At 63.7% G+C, this 20916-nt stretch carries 20 protein-coding genes; 3 read left to right on the top strand and 17 right to left on the bottom strand.

Going from position 1 to position 20916, the window contains the following annotated elements; translation table 11 throughout:
* The first annotated feature begins 227 nt into the window (after positions 1–227).
* The gene (gene leuA, locus L0U80_RS01610) at positions 228–1874 is read left to right on the top strand and encodes a 2-isopropylmalate synthase (protein ID WP_233862107.1); all 1647 of its coding nucleotides are present in this window, start codon (positions 228–230) and stop codon (positions 1872–1874) included.
* Between the two features lie 171 nt (positions 1875–2045).
* On the opposite strand, the gene L0U80_RS01605 is transcribed toward leuA, so the two are convergent.
* Entirely contained in the window at positions 2046–2429 is a 384-nt protein-coding gene (locus L0U80_RS01605) for a nuclear transport factor 2 family protein (protein ID WP_233862105.1), read from the bottom strand.
* Between the two features lie 594 nt (positions 2430–3023).
* Here L0U80_RS01605 and rpoH point away from each other — a divergent pair.
* Positions 3024–3953, top strand: coding sequence for an RNA polymerase sigma factor RpoH (gene rpoH / locus L0U80_RS01600; RefSeq protein WP_373322176.1), 930 nt, complete (start codon positions 3024–3026; stop codon positions 3951–3953).
* Between the two features lie 272 nt (positions 3954–4225).
* Here rpoH and L0U80_RS01595 read toward each other — a convergent pair whose 3' ends face one another.
* The 12 genes from L0U80_RS01595 to L0U80_RS01540 all read right to left on the bottom strand — a co-directional run bounded on the left by L0U80_RS01595 (position 4226) and on the right by L0U80_RS01540 (position 18463).
* Positions 4226–5443 (bottom strand): NAD(P)/FAD-dependent oxidoreductase, encoded by a 1218-nt coding sequence (locus tag L0U80_RS01595; protein ID WP_233862104.1) that lies wholly within the window; start codon positions 5441–5443, stop codon positions 4226–4228.
* Between the two features lie 338 nt (positions 5444–5781).
* The gene (locus L0U80_RS01590) at positions 5782–6657 is read right to left on the bottom strand and encodes a sulfite exporter TauE/SafE family protein (protein ID WP_233862103.1); all 876 of its coding nucleotides are present in this window, start codon (positions 6655–6657) and stop codon (positions 5782–5784) included.
* Positions 6658–7166: 509 nt separating this feature from the next.
* Positions 7167–9761: a phosphoenolpyruvate--protein phosphotransferase gene (gene ptsP, locus L0U80_RS01585; protein ID WP_233862102.1), complete on the bottom strand. Its 2595-nt coding sequence runs from the start codon at positions 9759–9761 to the stop codon at positions 7167–7169.
* A gap of 38 nt (positions 9762–9799) precedes the next feature.
* A complete protein-coding gene (locus tag L0U80_RS01580; RefSeq protein WP_233865565.1) occupies positions 9800–10807 on the bottom strand; it encodes an SIS domain-containing protein in 1008 nt (335 codons plus the stop codon).
* On the bottom strand, positions 10800–11903 hold the full coding sequence (nagA, locus tag L0U80_RS01575) for an N-acetylglucosamine-6-phosphate deacetylase (RefSeq protein WP_233862101.1): 1104 nt from the start codon (positions 11901–11903) through the stop codon (positions 10800–10802). The genes L0U80_RS01580 and nagA overlap by 8 nt, the downstream gene beginning before the upstream one ends.
* A gap of 96 nt (positions 11904–11999) precedes the next feature.
* Positions 12000–12734: a GntR family transcriptional regulator gene (locus L0U80_RS01570; protein ID WP_233862100.1), complete on the bottom strand. Its 735-nt coding sequence runs from the start codon at positions 12732–12734 to the stop codon at positions 12000–12002.
* A 537-nt stretch (positions 12735–13271) separates the two neighbouring features.
* A complete protein-coding gene (locus tag L0U80_RS01565; protein WP_233862099.1) occupies positions 13272–14084 on the bottom strand; it encodes a MetQ/NlpA family ABC transporter substrate-binding protein in 813 nt (270 codons plus the stop codon).
* A 143-nt stretch (positions 14085–14227) separates the two neighbouring features.
* A complete protein-coding gene (locus L0U80_RS01560; protein WP_233862098.1) occupies positions 14228–14854 on the bottom strand; it encodes an SCO family protein in 627 nt (208 codons plus the stop codon).
* A gap of 11 nt (positions 14855–14865) precedes the next feature.
* Entirely contained in the window at positions 14866–15771 is a 906-nt protein-coding gene (cyoE, locus tag L0U80_RS01555) for a heme o synthase (RefSeq protein ID WP_233862097.1), read from the bottom strand.
* Positions 15772–15781: 10 nt separating this feature from the next.
* On the bottom strand, positions 15782–16891 hold the full coding sequence (locus L0U80_RS01550; protein ID WP_233862094.1) for a COX15/CtaA family protein: 1110 nt from the start codon (positions 16889–16891) through the stop codon (positions 15782–15784).
* Between the two features lie 37 nt (positions 16892–16928).
* Entirely contained in the window at positions 16929–17606 is a 678-nt protein-coding gene (locus L0U80_RS01545) for an SCO family protein (RefSeq protein ID WP_233862093.1), read from the bottom strand.
* 116 nt (positions 17607–17722) lie between these two features.
* Entirely contained in the window at positions 17723–18463 is a 741-nt protein-coding gene (locus L0U80_RS01540) for an SURF1 family protein (RefSeq protein WP_233862091.1), read from the bottom strand.
* 105 nt (positions 18464–18568) lie between these two features.
* Between L0U80_RS01540 and L0U80_RS01535 the strand changes: the two genes are divergently transcribed.
* Positions 18569–18778, top strand: a complete 210-nt coding sequence (locus L0U80_RS01535) for a twin transmembrane helix small protein (RefSeq protein ID WP_124152412.1) — start codon at positions 18569–18571, stop codon at positions 18776–18778.
* Positions 18779–18911: 133 nt separating this feature from the next.
* On the opposite strand, the gene L0U80_RS01530 is transcribed toward L0U80_RS01535, so the two are convergent.
* From L0U80_RS01530 to L0U80_RS01515, 4 genes are all read right to left on the bottom strand, one after another.
* Positions 18912–19769 carry a cytochrome c oxidase subunit 3 gene (locus L0U80_RS01530; protein WP_233862089.1) on the bottom strand — a complete coding sequence of 286 codons (858 nt, stop codon included), beginning with the start codon at positions 19767–19769 and terminating at the stop codon, positions 18912–18914.
* Between the two features lie 81 nt (positions 19770–19850).
* Positions 19851–20078, bottom strand: a complete 228-nt coding sequence (locus L0U80_RS01525) for a DUF2970 domain-containing protein (RefSeq protein WP_233862088.1) — start codon at positions 20076–20078, stop codon at positions 19851–19853.
* Positions 20079–20130: 52 nt separating this feature from the next.
* Positions 20131–20718, bottom strand: coding sequence for a cytochrome c oxidase assembly protein (locus L0U80_RS01520; RefSeq protein ID WP_233862086.1), 588 nt, complete (start codon positions 20716–20718; stop codon positions 20131–20133).
* 45 nt (positions 20719–20763) lie between these two features.
* A complete protein-coding gene (locus L0U80_RS01515) occupies positions 20764–20904 on the bottom strand; it encodes a cytochrome oxidase small assembly protein (RefSeq protein WP_233862084.1) in 141 nt (46 codons plus the stop codon).
* Positions 20905–20916 lie beyond the last annotated feature (12 nt).

Raw genomic sequence — 20916 nt, 5'->3', positions numbered from 1 at the left:
CGTCCGTTTACCGTTCGGACGACACGCGAGGGTCAAAATGCACGTTTCATGGGCGGCGTTTGCCACATCGATCACGTTTGCTTCCGGCTCGGCCACCGCCGCCGCCGCGCTTGCATTCGCCGTCGTCGCCCGTTCGCTCGATGTTTCGCGCACCGTGCACCGCCGCCAGAGGGCCAGCCGCCCGCTGCCGGCCGCCATCGCTTACGACAGAACGAACGAGGCTCGCCATGTTGCGTAATCCTGCCGAGAAGTACCGTCCCTTCCCCGCCATCCGTTTGAACGGCCGCCGATGGCCGACCCGCACCATCGAGCGCGCACCGGTCTGGATGAGCACCGATCTGCGCGACGGCAATCAGTCGCTCATCGATCCGATGAGCATCGCGCAAAAGACCGAATTCTTCGACATGCTGGTCGCGATCGGCTTCAAGGAAATCGAAGTCGGATTTCCGTCTGCGTCGCAGACCGACTTCGATTTCGTGCGCAAGCTGATCGAGGAAAAGCGCATCCCCGATGATGTGACGATCGAAGTGCTCGTACAGTCGCGTGAAGACCTGATCGCGCGCACGTTCGAGGCACTCGAAGGCGCACCGCGCGCGATCGTGCACCTCTACAACGCGATCTGCCCGTCGTTCCGCAAGATCGTGTTCGGGCAATCGAAGGATGAGGTCAAGGCGCTCGCCGTCGAAGGCACGCGCATCGTCCGCGAGCACGCCGACGCGCGCCCCGGCACGCACTGGACCTACGAGTACTCGCCCGAAACGTTCAGCATGGCTGAGCTTTCGTTCGCGCGCGAAGTCTGCGATGCCGTCGCACAAACCTGGCGCCCGACCCGCGATCACAAGATGATCGTCAATCTCCCGGCCACGGTCGAAGCCGCGACGCCGAACGTCTACGCCGACCAGATCGAGTGGATGGACCGCAACCTCGCATACCGCGACAGCATTGTGCTCTCCGTGCATCCGCATAACGATCGCGGAACGGCTGTCGCCGCCGCCGAGATGGCGCTGCTCGCGGGCGCGGACCGCATCGAAGGCTGTCTCTTCGGCAACGGCGAGCGCACCGGCAACGTCGACCTCGTCACGCTCGCGATGAACCTCTACACGCAGGGCGTCGATCCGGGCCTCGACTTTTCCGACATCGACGCCGTGCGCCGCGTCGTCGAACGCTGCAATCAATTGCCGGTGCATCCGCGCCATCCGTATGCGGGCGATCTCGTGTTCACGGCGTTCTCCGGCTCGCATCAGGACGCAATCCGCAAGGGCTTCGCGCAGCAGCAGCCCGGCGCGCTGTGGGAAGTGCCCTATCTCCCGATCGATCCCGCCGACCTCGGACGCAGCTACGACGCGGTGATCCGCGTGAACAGCCAGTCGGGCAAGGGCGGCGCGACGTACCTGCTCGAACGCGGCATGGGGTTCACGCCGCCGCGCCGCGTGCAGATCGAGTTCAGCCACGCCGTGCAGACGACCGCCGACGCGTCGGGCGAAGAAGTCACCGGCGACGCCGTCTGCGCACTCTTCGCGCGCGAATACTTCGAGACACAAGGTCCGGCGGCACACGTGGGCGCGGGCCGCGTGCGCTGGCAGGGCCGCGACATCGCGGTGCCGGCGTCGGCCGAGAGCCATGAGGCACATGCCCAGGACGTCATCGCCGCCATTGCGGCGGCATCGGGTGAAACGATCGAGATCACGTCGTTCGAAACGGCGCGTACGGCGCAGGGCTCTACGGCGATGTTCATCGGATGCCGCGTCGGCGCGCAGGCGATCCGTCACGGCGTGGGAATCGCCGACGACGCCGCACACGCGACGATCGCCGCCGTCGTGAGTGGCGTGAACCGCGCGTCGTGGCCGCCCGTCGATCGGCGTGCCGCGGCCTGACACGACAACACAGGCGCGCGCCGCCCGCGGCACAGGTCAGCGGGGCGGCTCAAATCAGGAAGTCAGGCGGGAGAGGCGGCAGGCGGCATCGTTGGGCGCCAGGGGCCAAACAGGTCACTGGCGTGAGCCCGGAGCGTTCAGAAGACGCTCCGGAAATGGGGCTTATCAGCCTCAGTCGAGCGCACAACGCGTCGCCTGCCAGGCGAGCAGACGCCAGTGGCCGTCCTCCTGCGTCTGGATGGCCGTATAGGCGATCGGAAAAAGCAGCGCGCCGTTGTTGGCCTCCATCTCGATCAGCGCGCGGCCTGAGACAACGCACGTCTCGCGCCCCACCGGCAGCACGTCCTGCGACTGGATCTCGATCTGGCGGTAGCGGCGGCGGCCCGCCGTGATCGCGTCAATGAACTGCTGCTTGGTCTCGCGTTTGCCGTTCGTATGCACGTAGATCACGTTGTCCGACAGCAACGCGTCCAGCGACGTGCCGTCGGCATCCACCATCGCCCGAAACCGTTCGCGTTCCAGCCCGCGAATCGCATCGATCACTTTCGCCGCCATTGCTCGAACTCCCTGCGCGCAAATCCGGGCCAGCGCCTCGGACTCGCGTCGATGATGTACCGCACGCGTCTGGCTGAAATTTATACCAGGAATTGCGGCATGGGTATTCGCGATGAAGCAGCCGTGACAGCCAACGCGAATCGTTCATGCCCGGCAAATCTGGCCCCTTGTTTGAGGTGAAGCAAACCCGTTTTGCGAACGCGCCCGAACGTCGCAGCACGGGACTTTTCGCCCAATTCCGATGTCTACTTGGGACATTCTGCAGTAAGGCACATCGCGACGCCTGACGGCGGTACAAACGGTGCGCTTTCCGCAAACCGGCCCTTATTTCGGTTCTCGCCACTGACGCGAGAACCCGAATCTAGAGGGTTTACTCGCCATCATCGGGTGCAGATGCCCCTGAGGGCCGTCAGGCCCGCCGAGTAAGGCTCCGGATAAATCTATCGAAACAATATTTCGATAGCAATCACGGAACCTATGAACCCGGACAGACTCCAAGTATTAGCACTCGGTGGACCGGAGTGCTAACATCCACCGTGGAGTCGCAGTCTGACTTTTGCAAGATACTGAGGAGATCGCTACGTGAGCAACGCAATGGCAATGACCCTTCCTGGTACGCTGAGCCCGACGCCGGCCAAGGCGGCGGGGTCAGGCGTGCTGGCGCTCGCGAATCAATCGTTGCTGCCCGGCCAGCTGGGTAACATCGACGCCTACATTCAGGCCGTCAACCGGATCCCGATGTTGACGCCGCAAGAAGAGCGCCAGTTCGCAACCGAATATCGGGAACAGAACAGTCTCGAGGGCGCGCGGCGCCTCGTGCTGTCGCACCTGCGTCTGGTGGTCTCGATTGCGCGCAACTATCTCGGTTATGGCCTGCCGCACGCCGACCTGATCCAGGAAGGCAACATCGGCCTGATGAAGGCCGTGAAGCGCTTCGATCCTGAGCAGAACGTCCGGCTCGTGTCTTACGCGATGCACTGGATCAAGGCCGAGATCCACGAATACATTCTGCGCAACTGGCGCATGGTGAAGGTCGCCACGACCAAGGCGCAGCGCAAGCTGTTCTTCAACCTTCGCAGCCACAAGCAAGGCCTGCAGTCGTTCACGCCCGAGGAAATCGAAGGCCTCGCGCAGGAACTGAACGTGAAGCGCGAAGAAGTGGTCGAGATGGAAACGCGTCTGTCGGGTGCGGACATCGCGCTGGAAAGCCAGTCCGACGATGGCGAAGAATCGTTCGCGCCCATCGCCTGGCTCGCCGACTCGCACAGCGAGCCGACCGCGGTTCTGGCCGCGCGTCAGAACGATCGTCTGCAGTCGGACGGGATTGCGAGCGCGCTGGAAGCGCTCGACGCGCGCAGCCGCCGCATTATCGAAGCGCGTTGGCTGAACGTCGACGACGACGGCTCGGGTGGCTCGACGCTGCACGAACTGGCAGATGAGTTCGGCGTTTCGGCGGAGCGTATTCGCCAGATCGAAGCGAGCGCAATGAAGAAGATGCGCACTACGCTTGCTGACTACAGCTAAGCGCATTCGAAGGCCCGGTTGGGCCGGGAAGCTGTAGCCGATAGCCCCGTCTCTTTTCTGAGGCGGGGCTTTTTCTTTCGGTGTCCGCAATGGCCACCTTGATTTCATTGTTCCTGCTCCTGCCGCGCCAAAAAAAGGTTCTTCGAAAATTTCGCGGAAGGGCTCTGTTCGCCCCGTTGCCGCCACTCGCCCCGCCGCGCCACTGGCCGCAGCTTTCAGGGTACAACGGCCATTCAATGGGTCATATTGGCTGGAATGCGTCGATACTTAAGTCATCGCGCACCGTAGAAATGACGGTACTGCCACGCTGCCTGCCTCATCATCTCGTCGTCCGGCCACGGGCCGGTTCCAAATCTGGCTATCGAAAGAGGCGCCAGATCAATAGGCGGTGCACCGTCGATGATCCACGCGGCAAGCGCTTCCCCCAGTGCCGGCGCAATGGAGAGTCCCGCGACATTGCAACCGCTCGCGAAGTAAAAGCCCCGAATCGCAGGCGCGGGGCCGACGATGTGCTGACCATCGGCCGTCATAGTTGGCAGTCCACCACGATGCTCGCGGACCGCTGCCTTCAGAAGGACCGGTAGCTGGGCCTCCACGTCCCGAGCGTAGCGCCAGAGAACCTCGGCATCGAGCGACAGATCCTTGATGTCGAAGTTGGCCTCGAAGTCATTCATGTCGAAGAATCGCGGATTTTCCTCGTAGACGCCCCACAGAAGTCCCCCGTCACAAGGCCTCATATACACCGCAGCATCCATGATTCTGACCATCGGTAATTCGGCGCGGGCATCGGGAACCGGCTCGGTGACGAACAACTGCTGCGCTGTTGTAACTAGAGGAACTCGAATTCCGCTGGCTTCGGCTATTTGTCGCGTCCAGGCGCCGGCTGCATCGACGATGATAGGGGCTTGTATGCGGCCGCACGTAGTGTCGACCCCGCTCACCTCGCCGTCCGCAATCACGATGCGCGTAACCGCAGTGTTCGGCAGTAACACTGCACCGTTTGCCTGCGCGGCACGAGCGAAGCCGACGGCCAGTTGAGCGGGATTGAAATACATGTCGTCGCCGATGCGTATCACTCCAACGATCCCCGTCGTTTGAAGAAACGGGTTGAGCCGGTGGGCCGCGTCGAGAGAGATTTCCTCCACGTCCAGGTCGTGGCGCCGGCCGCGCAGGATGTCCTCCTGAATGACCTCGGCGTCCACCGGTCGCCGAGCGACCTTCAGGCTGCCCGAGCGCACCCAATCCAGAGGCTGACCCGTGTCCGCAGAGAATTGCCTGATCCTGGCAGCCGCCACCTTGATCAGCTCGATCATCAAGTCGCTCTTGCGCAGGCAACTGACCATGCCAGCCGCTCGCGGAGAGGTTTGTGAGCCGATCTCGAGCCGCTCGAGCAGCGCGACCCGATGGGTGCCGCGCTTTGCCAGGTAGTAGGCTGTCGCCGCTCCGAGGCCGCCAGAGCCAATGACGATCACATCGGCGGATTTCTCCATCGCTGCGTCTCCCGGTCTATCACGCTGCTCGATCCGTCAAGCGAACGGCGCTTGACCCATGGCATGCGTCGAAACAAAGAATACAGCGACCGCGAGCCAGCGGATGGCCGTTTGCCGGGCGGAGCCGACGTTTCAATGTTCGAGCGACGGTGCGTGCGAATGACGCTCCTGGCCGAACTGCGTTCCACGACCGAGTGCGACGATCGTCTTTGGCCAGCATCTCACGCGAATGGCATCGACAGGTTGAATCCGCGCCGCACTCTTGCCACTCGCAGAGATCGGACTGTGCTTTCAAGCGTCAAAGGCTTGAGCAGCAATTGCACCGCGCGAAGGTTCAACTACGCCAGGTAGCTGATCCCCGAGACGATCAACAACACATTCACGGCGCGCGCGAAATGATGGTCTGAAAGCCGCTTGTAGAGCGTCATGCCCACAGCGGTTCCGAGAAGGGCAGCGGGTATGGCGAGCAGATTCCCAGGCTCGAACCCAACCTCGCCGGCAGAATGTCGCAACAGACTGATCGTTGCGAGCGCGGCTACCTGCATGATCAAAATGAACGGCTGGAACATGGCACGCTGGCGCTCCTTGCTCCACCCCTTGAAACCGCACCAGATGGTGACGAATGCCCCGGGAAACCCGGCGGCACCGCCCGTGATTCCCCCGAGAAGTCCGGCGAGGACATCGAAGGTCATCTTTTGGCTGCGGATCACCAAAGGCTTGCGGACAAGCATGTAGGCACCGTAAGTGACTAGAAACACACCAAGTACATGCGTGTAGACATGACGATCCAGCTTCAACAAAACCGTTATGCCAACTGGCAAACCGAAAGCGCCGCCAATCAGGAAAACGGCAAGCTCTCGCCAGCGGACTTCTCTTCTCAGTGACCAGACCATCGCTGACTGGTTGGCGATACTGCAGACGATCATGATCTGGACGATCTGCACGGGGTCGAGGGAAATATGGAAAAGCATGGCGCCGCAAACGGCGGAGAAGGCGAATCCCGCGATGCTGGAAACGGCGGACGCCAGAAAAATAGCACAGATGACAACAGGCTTTACACCGCCCTGCCTGGACAACGCGAGGCAAAGCGCAGTGACAGCTATAAGTACCGACCATTGAAGCTTGATTTGCCAGGCACGCCAGCTGGATGCCGTGCTCGATGCAAGAGCCGAAGCCGCAACGCGTTCCTGCTCTGCCTGTGGATCAACATCCATCACTGTGCCCCCAGTCAGGTGCACTCCCGGAAGAACCCGGCGTTTTCGGCTCCGTTGGTGCTGCATCGGCAGGCTCGCCGATTCCGTATGCGCAGTACGGCCACGAAGAGAGGAAGGTCTGTCTTGAGGAAGGTCTGCCTTGAGAAAGGTCTGCCTTGAGAAAGGTCTGCCTCAACGTGATAGATCACACAACTTTCAACTTAACTCCAGAATGAGCGGTACCGCACATTTCTGGTAGGTGTTTGCGCAGACAAACTTTGCCGCTGAGCTTCACCGACCGGGTTGCCGGATTTCGGGCGGCAATTTGCTGATCTAGAGCGGACGTCGGTACCGATGGATAACGGCACCGGTGAATGTCAGCTTCTTGCCGACCACAGCTTGTCCACAAGCGGTCTCCCCTGAGATCTGCGATGAACCGAAAAAAACGGCGCCTCGGCTCCGTTTTTTTGCCAGGCAAACGTGACTGGCCAGAGACCCGCCTGCACAACGGGCGTTTTTCGCGCTGTCGTTTATTCGAGCGGCCAGTTGCTGCGACTCGCGGTGCGCACGGCCTGCGCCGATTCGAGTGCGAGCGCCTCCTGCGCGCGTTCGTGGCACAGTTGCCAGTCGAGGGTGCGCACGCGCGCCTTGACGGCCGGCACAGCACCGGGATCAACGGACAACTCTGTCACGCCGAGCCCAACGAGCAGCGGCACGGCCACCAGATCGCCAGCGAGCGCACCACAAACGCCGACCCACTTGCCATGCTTTTCGGCCCCTTGCACCGTCGCCGCGATGAGGCGCAACACGGCCGGATGCAGCCCGTCCGCCTGCGCTGCGAAGTCCGGACGGCCACGGTCCATCGCGAGGGTGTACTGCGTCAGGTCGTTTGTGCCGAGGGACAGAAAATCCGCGTGCTCCGCGATCTGATCGGCGAGCAACGCTGCCGACGGCACCTCGATCATCACGCCCACTTCGATCGGCGCGGTGCGACCCAGCTCGCGCGAGATGGCGTCGATGCGCTCGCGCACTCGCACAACTTCGCCAGCATCGGTGACCATCGGCAGCATGATGCGCACGGCCTCCTCCGGACGCACAGCAACGAGGCCGCGCAACTGATCGTCGAGCAGATCCGGGCGCACTTGCGCGAGACGGATGCCGCGCAATCCGAGCGCCGGATTCGGCTCGGGCGGCAGCGTCAGGTAATCGACCTCCTTGTCGGCGCCCACGTCGAGCGTGCGGATGATCGCCGTGCGGCCCGCCAGCGCGTCGACGATCGCCTGATAGCTTTCGCGATGCTCTTCGACCGTCGGCGCCGTCTTGCGGTGGATGAACATCAATTCGGTGCGCAAAAGGCCCACGGCGTCCGCGCCGTTTTCGATGGCAGCGTGTGCGTCTTCGAGTGTCGCGATGTTCGCCGCCACTTCGATCGCGCGGCCATCGCGCGTCACCGCTCGCTGCTGTGACGCACTGCGGTCGGCTTCACGCACTCGCGCAAGACGCTGACGCGCCGCGCGTGCACGCTCGATGTCGGCCGGCCGCGGCGCCCACAAAAGGCGGCCCTCGTCCGCGTTCACGATGACCTGCGTGCCCTCGGGAATCGCGTGCAGCCCATCTCCAATCGCGACGAGTGCCGCAATGCCCGCCTGGCGCGCGATGATCGCTGCGTGCGAGGTCGCACCGCCGCGCGCCATCACGAGCGCCATAACGTGCGTGCGGTCCAGTGACGCGAGATCGGACGGCGTGAATTCGTCTGCGGCGAGCACGGTTTCTTCGGACAGTGCGCGCGCCGCCGTGTTCGCATAGCCGAGCGCGCGCAGTACGCGCTTTTCGATGTCGCGCAGGTCGGCGGCACGTTCCGCGAGCAGCGGATCGTCGACCTTGCCGAGCACTTCAATCTGAGCGCGGATAGCTTCGTGCAAGGCGTAGCCCGCGCTCTTGCCGAGGCTGATGAGGTGGCGAGCGGCGTCGAAGAGCGTCGGGTCTTCGAGCAGGGCACGATGCATCGTGAAGATCCCCGCTTCGCCCGTCGCACCGCGTTGCGATGCGGCGCGCACGTTGGTGTTCAGTTCTTCATCGACGGTGGCAATGGCCTTGTCGAGCGCCTGGTTCTCCGACGCCGGGCCGCCGCTCGCAAGCTCGGGCGGGGTGATGGCCGCATCATGCCAGCGCACGAATGTGCCGACTGCGATACCAGGCGCAGCACACACGCCCGAGAGCGTACGCGAAGGTTCTTTCGCTGCCGCTGTCTGCTGTGCGGGCGCGAGCGCCGCGCGCGGCGCAGGCGAGAGCCGCCGCGCAGGCGTTTCGCCGCCCTCTCCCGGCGCTTCGCGCGTCAGTTCGTTGGCGGCTGCGTCGACGGCCTTCTGCGCGTCGTGGCCGATGCCGACCAGTTCGACCGTCGCCCCCTCGCCCGCGCCGAGCGCGAGCAGGCCAATCACACTCTCGATGGCGGCCTTACGCTCGCCGTAGCGCACTTCCACGCGCGCGTCGAAACTGCGTATGGCCTCGCGCGCCCTCGCGGCGGGCCTCGCGTGCAGGCCGCCTGCGTGCGTGAGGGTGACATTCCTGCGTGCTTCAGTCTCGACGGGACACGCGTCGCCCGCGGGCGGCTCGGCGCCTTCGCGCAAGCGCAATACGAGCAGCGGCGAGACACCCGCCTCGACGCTGTCCGCTTGCGTGCGCGCAACAACTTCGAACGCATCGGAGTTCGCGATTGCCACGACCGAGACAAGACTAGGCGCCTCGCTCGCGATGACGTCGAGATCGAATGCGATCAGCAGATCACCTCGGCGCACCTGCGCACGCTGCGCGACCTTCGGGTGGAAGCCCTTGCCGTGCAGCTCGAGCGTATCGATGCCGATATGCACGAGCACCTGCGCGCCTTCGGCGGTCTGCAGCGTGACGGCGTGACCCGTTCGCGCGAGGTGCATGACGATGCCGTCACACGGCGCGACTAGCCGCCCGACGAGCGGGTCGACGGCGATTCCGTCACCGAACAAGCCCTCCGAGAACACCGGATCGGGCACGTCGGCGAGCGGCACGACTGTGCCGGTGAGCGGCGAGACGAGCGTGATGTCACCCGCTGCAGATTGAAACGATTGAACCTGATGAACCGGATTCATCAGACGGAACTCCCAAAGCGTTCCTGCAACCTCGTAATCTAGCGGGTTTCGGTGATTTTGTTCAGGTAACGCGGCACATCGGGGTTGCGGCCGCGCGCGGCGGCAAGACCCGCCGCCATCACGTAGAAGGTCAGAATCGCAGCGACGGGATCGAGTGCCGGATCAGCGGTGCTCACGAGCGGCAGCGTCGCGTTGGGCACGTCGGCGGGCGCGGCGAGCAGCACGCGGGCGCCGCGCTTCGTCATGTCGTCGGCGAACTCGATCAGACCTGCCTGCTCGGGTCCGCGTGGCGCGAACACGAGCAGGGGGTAGTCGCGGTCGATCAATTCCATCGGCCCGTGACGCACCTCGGCACTCGAAAACGCCTCGGCCTGGATACCCGAGGTTTCCTTGAGCTTGAGCGCCGCTTCCTGCGCGATGGCGAGCCCCGCGCCGCGGCCGATCACGATCATCTGCGACACGTCGCGCAGTTCGTCCACGGCCCGCGACCAGTCGAGCGTGCCCGCACGGTCGAGCGCGTCGGGCAGCGCGCGCAGCGCATCGACGAACGCAGCGTCGCGCTGCCAGAACGCAACCAGTTGCGCCGAGAGCGCGAGCATCGCGATATAGCTCTTCGTTGCCGCGACGCTCAGTTCCGGTCCGGCGAGCAGCGGCAGCTCGATACCGGCGGCATCCGCGAGCGGCGAGCCCGGCACGTTGACCGCGGCCGCCGTGAGCGCGCCGGCTTCGCGCAGCACGCGCATCGTTGCGACGAGATCAGGACTCCTGCCCGATTGGGAGAAAGCAAGGGCAAACTGGCCGCGAACGCGTAAGGGTGCCTGCTGGAGCGTGGCGACCGACATCGGAAGCGAAGCGACCGGTATGCCGGTTCGGCTCATCGTGAGCGCGGCGAAATAGCTCGCCGCGTGGTCCGAACTGCCGCGCGCGACGGTGAGCACCACCTGGCGCGGCTCGGCGTCGAGCGCTCGCGCGAGCGCTTCGACGCGCGAAGTATCCCCGAGTTGTGCGGCGACGACGCTGGACGCAGCCAGCGCTTCTCTAAGCATATTCGACAATCGATTCTCCTTCGACATAGGTCGCGGTGAGAGCGAATTCACGATCGAACACGACGATGTCGGCCCACGCGCCACGCATGAGACGGCCACGGTCCTCGATGCCGAGATAGTCGGCGGCGTAGCGCGAGAGTCGCGCCGAAACGTCGGCGACCGGAAAGCCGAGCGAAACAAGATTGCGCAGCGCCTGATCCATGGTCAGCGTACTGCCGGCGAGAGTGCCATCGGACAGACGCACGCCGCCAAGGCACTTGGTGACGTGCTGGCTGCCGAGGCGGTATTCGCCATCGGGCATGCCGGTCGCCGACGTGCTGTCGGTGACCACGTAGAGACGCGGAATCGCGCGCATCGCCGCACGGATCGCGCCGGGGTGGACGTGCAGCAGATCGGGGATGATCTCAGCGTACTCGGCATGCGCGAGCGCCGCGCCGACGAGACCCGGATTGCGGTGATGAAGCGGCGACATCGCATTGAAGAGGTGCGTGAAGCCGCGCGCGCCATGCTTGAGTGCGGCGACGCCTTCGTCGTAGGTCGCAAGCGAGTGGCCGAGTTGCACACGCACGCCGCGTGCAGCGATCTCCGAGATGATATCGATGTGACCCGCGATCTCCGGCGCAACGGTCACGACGTGGATTGGCGCGATCGACAAATACTTGAGCACCTCGTCGAGCACCGCCGACACCGCCGCATCCGGCTGCGCGCCGAGCTTGCCCGGGTTGATGTACGGCCCTTCCAGATGCACGCCGAGCACGCGCGCAGCGCCAGGCGTGCGCAAACGCGTCACGTCGCCGAGCGCGGCCACGACGCTCATCAGCTCGTCGCGCGGTGCCGTCATCGTAGTGGCGAGGAGACTCGTCGTGCCGTAGCGCGCATGGGTGCGCGCGATGGTTTCGATGGCGTCGCCAGCCTCCATCACGTCGGCACCGCCGCCGCCGTGAACGTGCAGGTCGATGAAGCCTGGCAGGATGTACGGCGCGTCATTGCTCTCGGGATCGACCGCGCTGCCCACGATCGACGTGATGCGCCCGTTCTCGAATGACAGGTCACCGTGGATCCAGCCTTCAGGGGTGAGTATGTTTCCGCTCAGCATGAATGTATTCCGATGGTTTTCGACGAAGCGTAAGGCGTCATGTCGAGGCCCGCGTAGGTGATTCGGTCAGTGGCGTTACGTTCCCGTGGCGAGCACTCACTGGCGCAGTTCCGCGACGAAGTCGTAGTAGCCGTCACGGCAATAGGTGTCGGTCAGCTCGATCGCACGTTGGTCGGCGCTAAAGCCCACGCGCGTAATGACGAGCAGCGCCGCGCGCGGCTCGACGCCCATCAGCGCGGCGATCTCGCCTGTCGCGTTGACCGCGCGAAAGTGCTGCAGCGCGCGCACCACCGGCATGCCGTGCTGTTCCAGATACGTGTAGAGCGAGGTGTCGATGGCCTGCGGGTCGGGCACGATCGAAACCGGTAGCGCCGAATGTTCGACGGCCATCACCGTGCCGTCCGCGCGGCGCAACCGTCGCAGGCTCGTCACGGACGCACCCGGCGACAGGCCCAGTTGCACGATCTCGTCGCGATGCGCGGGGCGCACCTCGCGCGCGAGCCACACCGAGTCCGGTGTGAAGCCGCGCTGCTGCATCTTCTTCGTGAAACCGGTGAGACGGGAAAGCGGATCTTCGACGCGCGGCGTGATGAAGCTGCCCGCCCCGCGCGCACGCCGGATCAGGCCCTGCTCCACGAGCAGTTCGATCGCCTTGCGAGCGGTGATGCGCGAGACGCCGATGGCATCCGACAACGTGCGTTCGGAAGGAAGCGCCTCGCCGGCCGACCACACGCCGCAATGAATGGCCGTCGCAAGGTTGCGCGCAAGCTGCAGATAGAGCGGCGTCACGTTGCGCGCGTCGGGCATCAGGGCAGACCAACGGGTTTCCATAGGACTCCGGCCAGAGGTGGCAAGATCGTGGGGTGTCCGGGCGCTGCGTGCGCCGGACTCGGCTCAAATTTGAGCCCATTATATAACCACAATAAGACCAATTCACATTAGAGTGCCGCAGGTTCAATCCGTCAGAAATACGCCGTCAAATCAACCACATACGTAACCAATATCGCCTTTTTCATGGCACTTTCATGCACCAGGATTTTCCCTTAACGCACACACGTGGCCTGCATGATGGGACCAGATCGGAGGGATTCCGCCCCCTCATCCAAGACCAGATTGATACCGCTATAGAACCACCCCGATCGCAGCAAGCGAAACGCCGAAGCCGCCTCATCAAGCGCGTCGACCTCACACTCGCAGATGCGAAGACCGCCGAACCGAAAGTCGATCCGCCTCGCGATCGCCGCACATGCGCGCTGCCGGAAACCGCGCAGGCAAAAACTCGCAGATATAAAAAAACCGCCGCGACACAAATCGCGGCGGTTTATCTACAAGGCTAAATGCAGCGATACGCTGCAGATCGAGTACCGATCAGAACGACGGCACCATCGCGCCCTTGAATTCGTCCTTGATGTACTGGCGCACATCTTCCGACTGGTAAGCGGCGACCAGCTTCTTCACCCAGGGCTTGTCCTTGTCCTGGGCGCGCACGGCGATCACGTTCGCGTACGGGCTGCGGATGTCTTCCAGCGCGATCGCGTCCTTCGTCGGCTGCAGGCCAGCGGCAAGTGCGTAGTTGGTGTTCACGATGGCGGCATCGACGTCGCCGAGCACGCGCGGCAGTTGTGCCGCGTCCAGTTCGACCAGCTTCACCTTCTTCGGATTCTCCGCAACATCGAGCGGCGTCGCGTTGTTGCCGTTCGTGCCGGCGCCCGCGCGCAACTTGATAACGCCCTTGCTCTGCAGGAGCAGCAGCGCGCGGTTCTCGTTCGACGGATCGTTCGGCACGGCAACCTTCGCGCCTTGCGGCAGGTCGTTCAGCGACTTCAGCTTCTTCGAGTACGCGCCCATCGGCGAGATGTAGGTCAGGCCCGCGGTCACGAGCTTGTACCCGCGTTGCTTGACCTGGCTGTCGAGATAGGGCTGATGCTGGAAGCTGTTCGCGTCGAGGTCGCCGGCGTCGAGCGCAGCGTTCGGCTGAACGTAGTCGTTGAACTCGATGACCTTGACGTTCAGGCCTTCGCGCTTCGCGACCTTCTGGACGACCGACCAGACCTTGGCGTCCGGACCGGAAACGGTGCCGACCTTGATGACCTGGTCTTCGGCGCGGGCGCCGAAGCTGGCTGCGAGCGTGGTGGCGGCGATGCCGGCGAGGAGGGCTTTAATCAGATTTCTGCGTTGCATGGAGGTGATGTTCCTGCTGGATTTTCTTCGATATCGCGGATATCGGGCGGCATCGTGTGCCACCCGCCGGAGGGGATGAATGGTCTCACAGACCCGCTATTAAGCGAAATACGAAAAACGCATACCGGTATGCGTGCGCGTGCTCAGTCGAGCAGCAGCTTCAGGTCGTGGACCCACGGGGTCGCGCCCTGCCCGTCACGGGCGAAGAGCCGCAGCTTGCCGGTCGTGTCGAACACGTAGCTCGCGGCCGTGTGATCCATCGTGTAGTTGTCGGGAGCGTTGCCCGGCACCTTGGCGTAGTAGACGCGGAAGTCCTTCGCGACCTGCTTGAGCTGGGCGTCGTCGGGGCGCAGCGCGGCGAACGACGGATTGAACGCGGTTACGTACTGGCCGAGGATCTGCGGTGTGTCGCGCTGCGGATCGACGGACACGAACAGCACCTGGACGCGCTTCGCGGCGTCCGGCCCCAGTTGCTGGAGCGCCTGCGAAATCTCGGCCAGCGTGGTTGGGCAAACGTCCGGGCAATGCGTATAGCCGAAGAGCATCACCACGACCTTGCCCTTGTAGTCGGCGAGCGAGCGCATCGCGCCGTTCGAGTCCGGCAACGAGAAGTCCTTGCCGAACTGCGTGTTGCCGGTGATGTCGAGATTCGAGAACGACGGCGGCTGCTGGCCGCAGCCTGCAACCAGTGCGGCGCCGCCGAGGGCGCAGGCCGTGGCGAGCGCAACGAACGTGGTGCGCCCGAAGCGCGCGAGCGATTGACGGGTCATGGGCCTTGTTGCTATGCCCCGATCAGGGCGTGAACGTAGTGATCGACGAGCAGCGCCGCAAACAGCAGCGAGAGATAAACGATCGAGTAGCGGAAGGTCTTGCGTGCGAGCATGTCCGAATACTCACGGTAGATCTTCCACGCGTAGGCGAGGAACACTGCACCGAGCAACACCGCAGCGGTGAGATAGAGGACACCGCTCATGCCCGAGATGAACGGCATGAGCGTGACCACGAACAGGATCACCGTGTAGAGCAGGATGTGCAGGCGCGTATAGGCTTCGCCGTGCGTGTTCGGCAGCATCGGCAGGCCCGCGTTTTCGTAGTCCTTGCGGCGGTAGAGCGCGAGCGACCAGAAGTGCGGCGGCGTCCACACGAAGATGATCAGCACGAGAATCCACGCATCGCCGGGCACGTGACCGGTGACGGCCGCCCAGCCGAGCGCGGGCGGCATGGCGCCCGAAGCGCCGCCGATCACGATGTTCTGCGGCGTGGCGGGTTTGAGCAGCAGCGTATAGATGATCGCGTAGCCGATGAACGTGCCGACGGTGAGCCACATCGTGAGCGCATTGGTGAACGTGTAAAGCGTCCACATGCCGATGCCGCCGATCACGGCCGAGAACAGCAGGATCTGCTTGCTGGAGATCTCGCCGCGCGCCGACGGGCGCCAGGAAGTGCGGCGCATCTTTGCATCGACTTTCTGTTCAACGAGGCAGTTGATGGCAAACGCGGCGCCGGACGTGAGCCAGATGCCGATGGTGCCGCCGATCAGCACCCGCAAGGGCACCATACCCGGCACGGCGAGGAACATGCCGATCACGGCACAGAACACGGCCAGCTGGGTGACGCGCGGCTTCGTGAGCGCGACGTACTGGGAAATCCGGCTGCCCGGCGAGTGGGGGAGAGTTGTGCTTTCCATAGGGGGCGGATCAAGCCGGCGCGGTGTCGCGCGCAGGGATAACGGCGCGGCCGGGGCGACTATAGGCAATTCGAAAGTTTAGCATGACGACGAAAAGCAGCAGGATCGCGGCTCCTCCGTTATGCGCGACGGCAATGGCCAGCGGCCACTGCAAAACGATGTTCGAAAGTCCCGTGAGGAACTGGATCAAAATGACGATCAGAACCCCATTTGCGGGACGTCGCAACGACTCGAAGCGCCGCAATTTAAGGGCGAACCATACCAGATAGGCGATGACCACGAGCGCAAACGTGCGGTGCGTCCAGTGGATCGCGACGAGCGCATCCTGGGTGATGACATCGCCGTTGGCATCCATGCCGAGCGCGCGCCACAGATGGAAACCGTGACGGAAGTCCATCGGCGGAATCCACGCGCCGTTGCAGGTCGGGAAGTCGGTGCAGGCGAGCACGGCGTAGTTCGTACTCACCCAGCCGCCCAGCGCGATCTGGAACACCAGCAGCGCGAGCGCCGCGAGCGCGGCCACGCGCCAGCGCCCCGCCTCCGGTTCGTAAGCAGGTAGCGGCGTGATACGCGCCGCGAGCCAGCCGAGCGTGCCAAGCAGCGCAAGCCCGAGCATCAGGTGCGTCGTGACGATGATCGGCTGCAGCTTCATCGTGACGGTCCACGCGCCGAAGATCCCCTGCACGACGATCAGCCCGAGCAGTGCGGTCGGCCACCACGGCGAGACGTGCAACGGCAGACGCTTGATGCGTGCGCGCCACGCGATCGCGGTCTGCGCGATGATCAGCACGCCGATCGCCATCGCAAAGTAGCGGTGGATCATCTCGATCCACGCCTTCGTCAGGCTGACGGGACCCGTGGGCATCAACGCATTGGCGGCGGCGATCTGCGCGTGCGCGATGAACGGCGACGACGTGCCGTAGCAGCCCGGCCAGTCCGGGCAGCCGAGGCCCGAGTCGGTGAGCCGCGTGAATCCGCCAAACATCACGAGGTCGAGTGTCATGAACGTCGTTACCCAGACGAGCTTGCGGAACTTGTTGTCGTCGGCCTTCACCCACACCCAGGACAGCGGCAGCAGCGCGATGCACAGTCCGATCAGGCCCAGTTCCAGTACAAACATCCCTTACCTTCCTACTTGTGAATTCTTGCGTCGCACATCAACCGATGCGCGACCACTTGAGCAGTTTCGTCACATCGCTGTTGATCTTCGACGGGTCCGCGTGTGCAGGGAAACGCATCATCAGGTTGCCGTTCGGATCGACTAGATAAATGTGATCGGTGTCTTTCGTTGCGTCCGTCGCGGGGAACCAGAGCGCCAGCGCCGCCGGATCGGCACGCAGCATGCGCGTGTCCGGGTAGACGGTCTTCAGCACATCTGAAACGCTCGCGCCATCGGTACGCAACCAGACCGTCACGATCCGCTCACGCTCGACACCCTGCGACGCGCGCACCTGACGCATGAAGTAGAGCTTCGTCGCGCACGCGTCGCCGCACGCACCGCCGTCCACCGAAATCATCAACCAGCGCCCCTTCAGCGACGCGAGCGGGACCGTATGGCCGTCATCGCCGGTCACCATCAGCGACTCGGGGATCGGGCGCTGCGGCGCAACGAGTTCACCGTAGCTCGTCGTGCCGCCCTTCGGCTTGATCACGTAATACGTGAAGTACGACAGCGCGATGGGCGCCGCGCAAATGAGCGCGATCGCGAGCAACGTCCAGCGGCCTCGCTGCCACGAACCCTTCGGGCGGCCGCCGGGCTGCGCCGACGAAGGCGACGCGCCCGCGGGCGCCGCGTCGCGTCCGGCATGGGTCGAACGGGGTGTTTGCGTGGACACAGCTCGAACCTCTTTCTCTCCGTGATGCGCTACGCAGGCAGCGCGAATGCCTGAGGGATTCCCACTTCATGCACCGTTTATTCCGGATTACGCGCGTCCGCCATTCTGACGGATCATCAGGCGTCCTTGGGGGAATGATCAGCGCCGCGCGTTTTTGTCGCAGCGTGGCGTGCGGCATAAAGTCCGAATCCGAGCGCCGCAGCAGCCATGCCCCACCACTGGAACATGTAGCCATAGTTGCGGTCGACATCGGTTACTGGCTGGGGCCAGTCGCGCACAAGACCGTCTTTCGCCGCCGGCAGCAGGCCGGTCTGCTGGATCACGAACGGCTGTAGCGGCAGTCCGGTTTCCGTCGCAAAAGACGCAACCGCGACATTCTGCCGTATCTTTTCGCGCGGTGCAGAGCCGCCCGCACCCAGTTCCAGCACACGCGTGGCGTCTGCGCGCGCGATGCCCTCTACCGTGACGATGCCGTCGGGCGTGTTGTAGGGCGCGATCTCGGTGCGCTCGGCGAAATTGCGCGGAAGCCAGCCCCGATTCACGAGGACATAGCCTCCGCCGTCCAGCCTGAGCGGCATCACGACGTAAAAGCCCGGCTGGTCGTTATACGGCCGATTGTCCAGGTACACGACGAGATCGGGCATGAAGGTGCCGGTAGCTCGAACGCGGTGGAATTCGACGTCCTTGAGCGGCAGCGTCGCCGCACCCACGACCTGTGGCGGCGCCGATTCGAAGCGCTCGATCTGCGCCTGCAGCGCTTCCTTCTGATGCGCACGCTCGCGCTGCCAGAAGCCGAGCCGAATCGTCACGGCCATCACGACGAGAAGCAGCAGGGCCGGAACCAGACGGATCTTCATCGGGCACGTCCGATGCAGTGCAAACCCGCGATCGGTCCCCGCGCGCCGACGCACGGTGACATAATGAGACAAGCATTTTCAGGCATGCCCGATACCGTGAACTTCATGCACATCCTCGTTCCCATCGCATTCGCTCTGATCATCGCGAGTTTAATCGCCGCGCTGTATTTCATGATGCACGATCGTGGCCGAACCAAACGCATGGTCTGGTCGCTTGCGACCCGCGTCGGGCTCTCCATCTCGCTCTTCCTCTTCATCCTGTTCGCACACTGGATGGGGTGGATCCAGTCCACCGGCATTCCATACGGCCGTTAGGGCCGTATGGACCATCAGGGCCGCGCGGAGCACAGGCGCGCGTCGCGCACGAACAAAGCGCCTCGCCAGCGAATCCGGCCGAGGCGCTTCCGCTTCAATCAGCTTTCCTCTCTTTTTCTGCTTCGCGCAGCACTCACAGCCAGTACACGACGACGTAAAGGCCGAGCCACACCACATCGACGAAGTGCCAGTACCACGCCGCGCCTTCGAACGCAAAGTGATGATCGGGGGTGAAGTGGCCGCGGATCAAACGCACCATCACCACAGTGAGCATCGTACCGCCGAGGAACACGTGGAACCCGTGGAAACCGGTCAGCAGGAAGAACGTCGAGCCGTACACGCCCGAGGCGAGCGTGAGGTTCAGTTCGTTGTACGCGTGGATGTACTCGAACGCCTGAAGGCAGAGGAAGGTGAATCCCAGCACGATCGTCGCGGCAAGCCAGGCGATGGCCTTCCGGCGATGGTTCTCGCGCAGCGCGTGGTGCGAAACGGTGAGCGTCGCGCCCGATGAGAGCAGCAGCGCGGTGTTGATCGTCGGCACGGGCCACGGCGTCATCGAGCGGAAGTGCGGAACGAGTTCGGCCGGTCCCTGGTTCGGCCACACCGCCGAGAAGTCCGGCCAGATCAGCTTGTAGTCGAGGCTACCGAGCTGATGCAGCGCGATCGCACGGGCGTAGAAGAGCGCGCCGAAGAACGCGGCGAAGAACATCACCTCGGAGAAGATGAACCAGCTCATGCTCCAGCGATACGACGTATCGACACGCTTGCCGTACATGCCGCCTTCCGATTCGGCGATCGCGTCGCCGAACCAGTGCCAGAGCGTGAAGAGCACCCAGAGCAGGCCCGCCGCGACCCCGATCGGCCCCCACGACTGGCCGTTGATCCACGAAGCGAGCGACCCGAGCATGACGAGCAATCCAATGGACGCGCTGATCGGATGCCGCGACGGGTGCGGAACGAAGTAGTACGGGCTGTCGTTTTGGCCGCTCATGCCTGATTCTCCAGTTTCCAGTTGCGCCGGTTGTGTTCCGGCTACCTGTCTTCGTTATTGCTCGTTCGTTGTTGCTGCGTGCTACCTCACGACGGCATGCACGATCAGAAGCAGCACGCCGATAAAGAGCGCTGCGCCCACCAGCCCCGCGACGATCAGTGCCGCGGGATGCAGGTGCGCCGCATCGGACTCGAGGTCGGCGCGCTTGCGCACGCCGAGAAACGACCACGCGACCGCCTTGGCGAGCTGCAGCACGCCGCCCTTCGTTTTCTTTGCTGCCCCGCCTTCACCGTTCGTGCCGCCGTTCATGGGCGTCAGGTCTCCGTGCGCCTTGTTGCGTCCTGCCCTTAACCGCTCCGCCTTACGTGCCGGCGCCGGCAGTCTGCGCCAGCGGCGGTGTGTTTGCCGCGGTGGGCGTGTTCATTTCGAAGAACGTGTACGACAGCGTGATCGTCTTCACGTCCTTCGGCAATTTCGGATCGATCACGAACACCACCGGCATGCGCCGGGTCTCGCCCGCCTTCAGCGTCTGCTGCGTGAAGCAGAAGCACTCAATCTTGTGAAAGTACTCGGTCGCCTGTTTCGGCGCGTAGCTCGGGATCGCCTGCGCTTTCACCGTGCGTCCTTCGTGATTCGACAACTCGTACATCACCGTCATCACCGCGCCCGGATGCACGTCGAGGCTCGTTTGCTCCGGCTTGAAGCCGAGAAGCCCGCGCGAGTTCGCGTCGAACTCGACCGACACCGTGCGTGTCATGTCGACCTGCGTGTTGCGCGCCTCGCGCTCGGTGGCGTCGCGCTTCACAAGGTTGTTGACGCCGGTGATCTGGCAAATCGCGCGATACATCGGGATCAGCGCGAAGCCAAAACCGAACATCAGGCACGCCACGACGACGAGCTTGATGAGCATCGAACGGTTGATGGCGCGGTCGCTATCCCCTTGCTGCATGGTCGTCGGCCTTCCTTGAACAGTCTTCTCGCAGAACGTACCGGCTCACGGCGCGCCGAAGTACACCTGCTTGACGATGGCGCTCGCAAAAAAGGCGGCGACGATCGCGAGCAGGATCAGCCCGAGTCGTAGATTGCCCGCGCGGATCTGCTCGGGCGTTCGTCTCTTTTGTGAGTTCCGGGTCATGCGTGCGTTGCC

The organism is Paraburkholderia adhaesiva (genome assembly GCF_021390575.1).
In the GTDB taxonomy this organism is placed as follows: domain Bacteria; phylum Pseudomonadota; class Gammaproteobacteria; order Burkholderiales; family Burkholderiaceae; genus Paraburkholderia; species Paraburkholderia adhaesiva.
The sequence above is the reverse complement of the archived record's forward strand: the minus strand, read 5'-3'. Positions and strand labels throughout refer to the sequence as shown.

Coding starts and splice junctions, on each gene's coding strand:
- leuA (WP_233862107.1), top strand. CDS start 228: ATGTTGCGTAATCCTGCCGAGAAGTACCGTCCCTTCCCCGCCATCCGT.
- L0U80_RS01605 (WP_233862105.1), bottom strand. CDS start 2,429: ATGGCGGCGAAAGTGATCGATGCGATTCGCGGGCTGGAACGCGAACGG.
- rpoH (WP_373322176.1), top strand. CDS start 3,024: ATGGCAATGACCCTTCCTGGTACGCTGAGCCCGACGCCGGCCAAGGCG.
- L0U80_RS01595 (WP_233862104.1), bottom strand. CDS start 5,443: ATGGAGAAATCCGCCGATGTGATCGTCATTGGCTCTGGCGGCCTCGGA.
- L0U80_RS01590 (WP_233862103.1), bottom strand. CDS start 6,657: ATGGATGTTGATCCACAGGCAGAGCAGGAACGCGTTGCGGCTTCGGCT.
- ptsP (WP_233862102.1), bottom strand. CDS start 9,761: ATGAATCCGGTTCATCAGGTTCAATCGTTTCAATCTGCAGCGGGTGAC.
- L0U80_RS01580 (WP_233865565.1), bottom strand. CDS start 10,807: ATGCTTAGAGAAGCGCTGGCTGCGTCCAGCGTCGTCGCCGCACAACTC.
- nagA (WP_233862101.1), bottom strand. CDS start 11,903: ATGCTGAGCGGAAACATACTCACCCCTGAAGGCTGGATCCACGGTGAC.
- L0U80_RS01570 (WP_233862100.1), bottom strand. CDS start 12,734: ATGGAAACCCGTTGGTCTGCCCTGATGCCCGACGCGCGCAACGTGACG.
- L0U80_RS01565 (WP_233862099.1), bottom strand. CDS start 14,084: ATGCAACGCAGAAATCTGATTAAAGCCCTCCTCGCCGGCATCGCCGCC.
- L0U80_RS01560 (WP_233862098.1), bottom strand. CDS start 14,854: ATGACCCGTCAATCGCTCGCGCGCTTCGGGCGCACCACGTTCGTTGCG.
- cyoE (WP_233862097.1), bottom strand. CDS start 15,771: ATGGAAAGCACAACTCTCCCCCACTCGCCGGGCAGCCGGATTTCCCAG.
- L0U80_RS01550 (WP_233862094.1), bottom strand. CDS start 16,891: ATGTTTGTACTGGAACTGGGCCTGATCGGACTGTGCATCGCGCTGCTG.
- L0U80_RS01540 (WP_233862091.1), bottom strand. CDS start 18,463: ATGAAGATCCGTCTGGTTCCGGCCCTGCTGCTTCTCGTCGTGATGGCC.
- L0U80_RS01535 (WP_124152412.1), top strand. CDS start 18,569: ATGCACATCCTCGTTCCCATCGCATTCGCTCTGATCATCGCGAGTTTA.
- L0U80_RS01530 (WP_233862089.1), bottom strand. CDS start 19,769: ATGAGCGGCCAAAACGACAGCCCGTACTACTTCGTTCCGCACCCGTCG.
- L0U80_RS01525 (WP_233862088.1), bottom strand. CDS start 20,078: ATGAACGGCGGCACGAACGGTGAAGGCGGGGCAGCAAAGAAAACGAAG.
- L0U80_RS01520 (WP_233862086.1), bottom strand. CDS start 20,718: ATGCAGCAAGGGGATAGCGACCGCGCCATCAACCGTTCGATGCTCATC.
- L0U80_RS01515 (WP_233862084.1), bottom strand. CDS start 20,904: ATGACCCGGAACTCACAAAAGAGACGAACGCCCGAGCAGATCCGCGCG.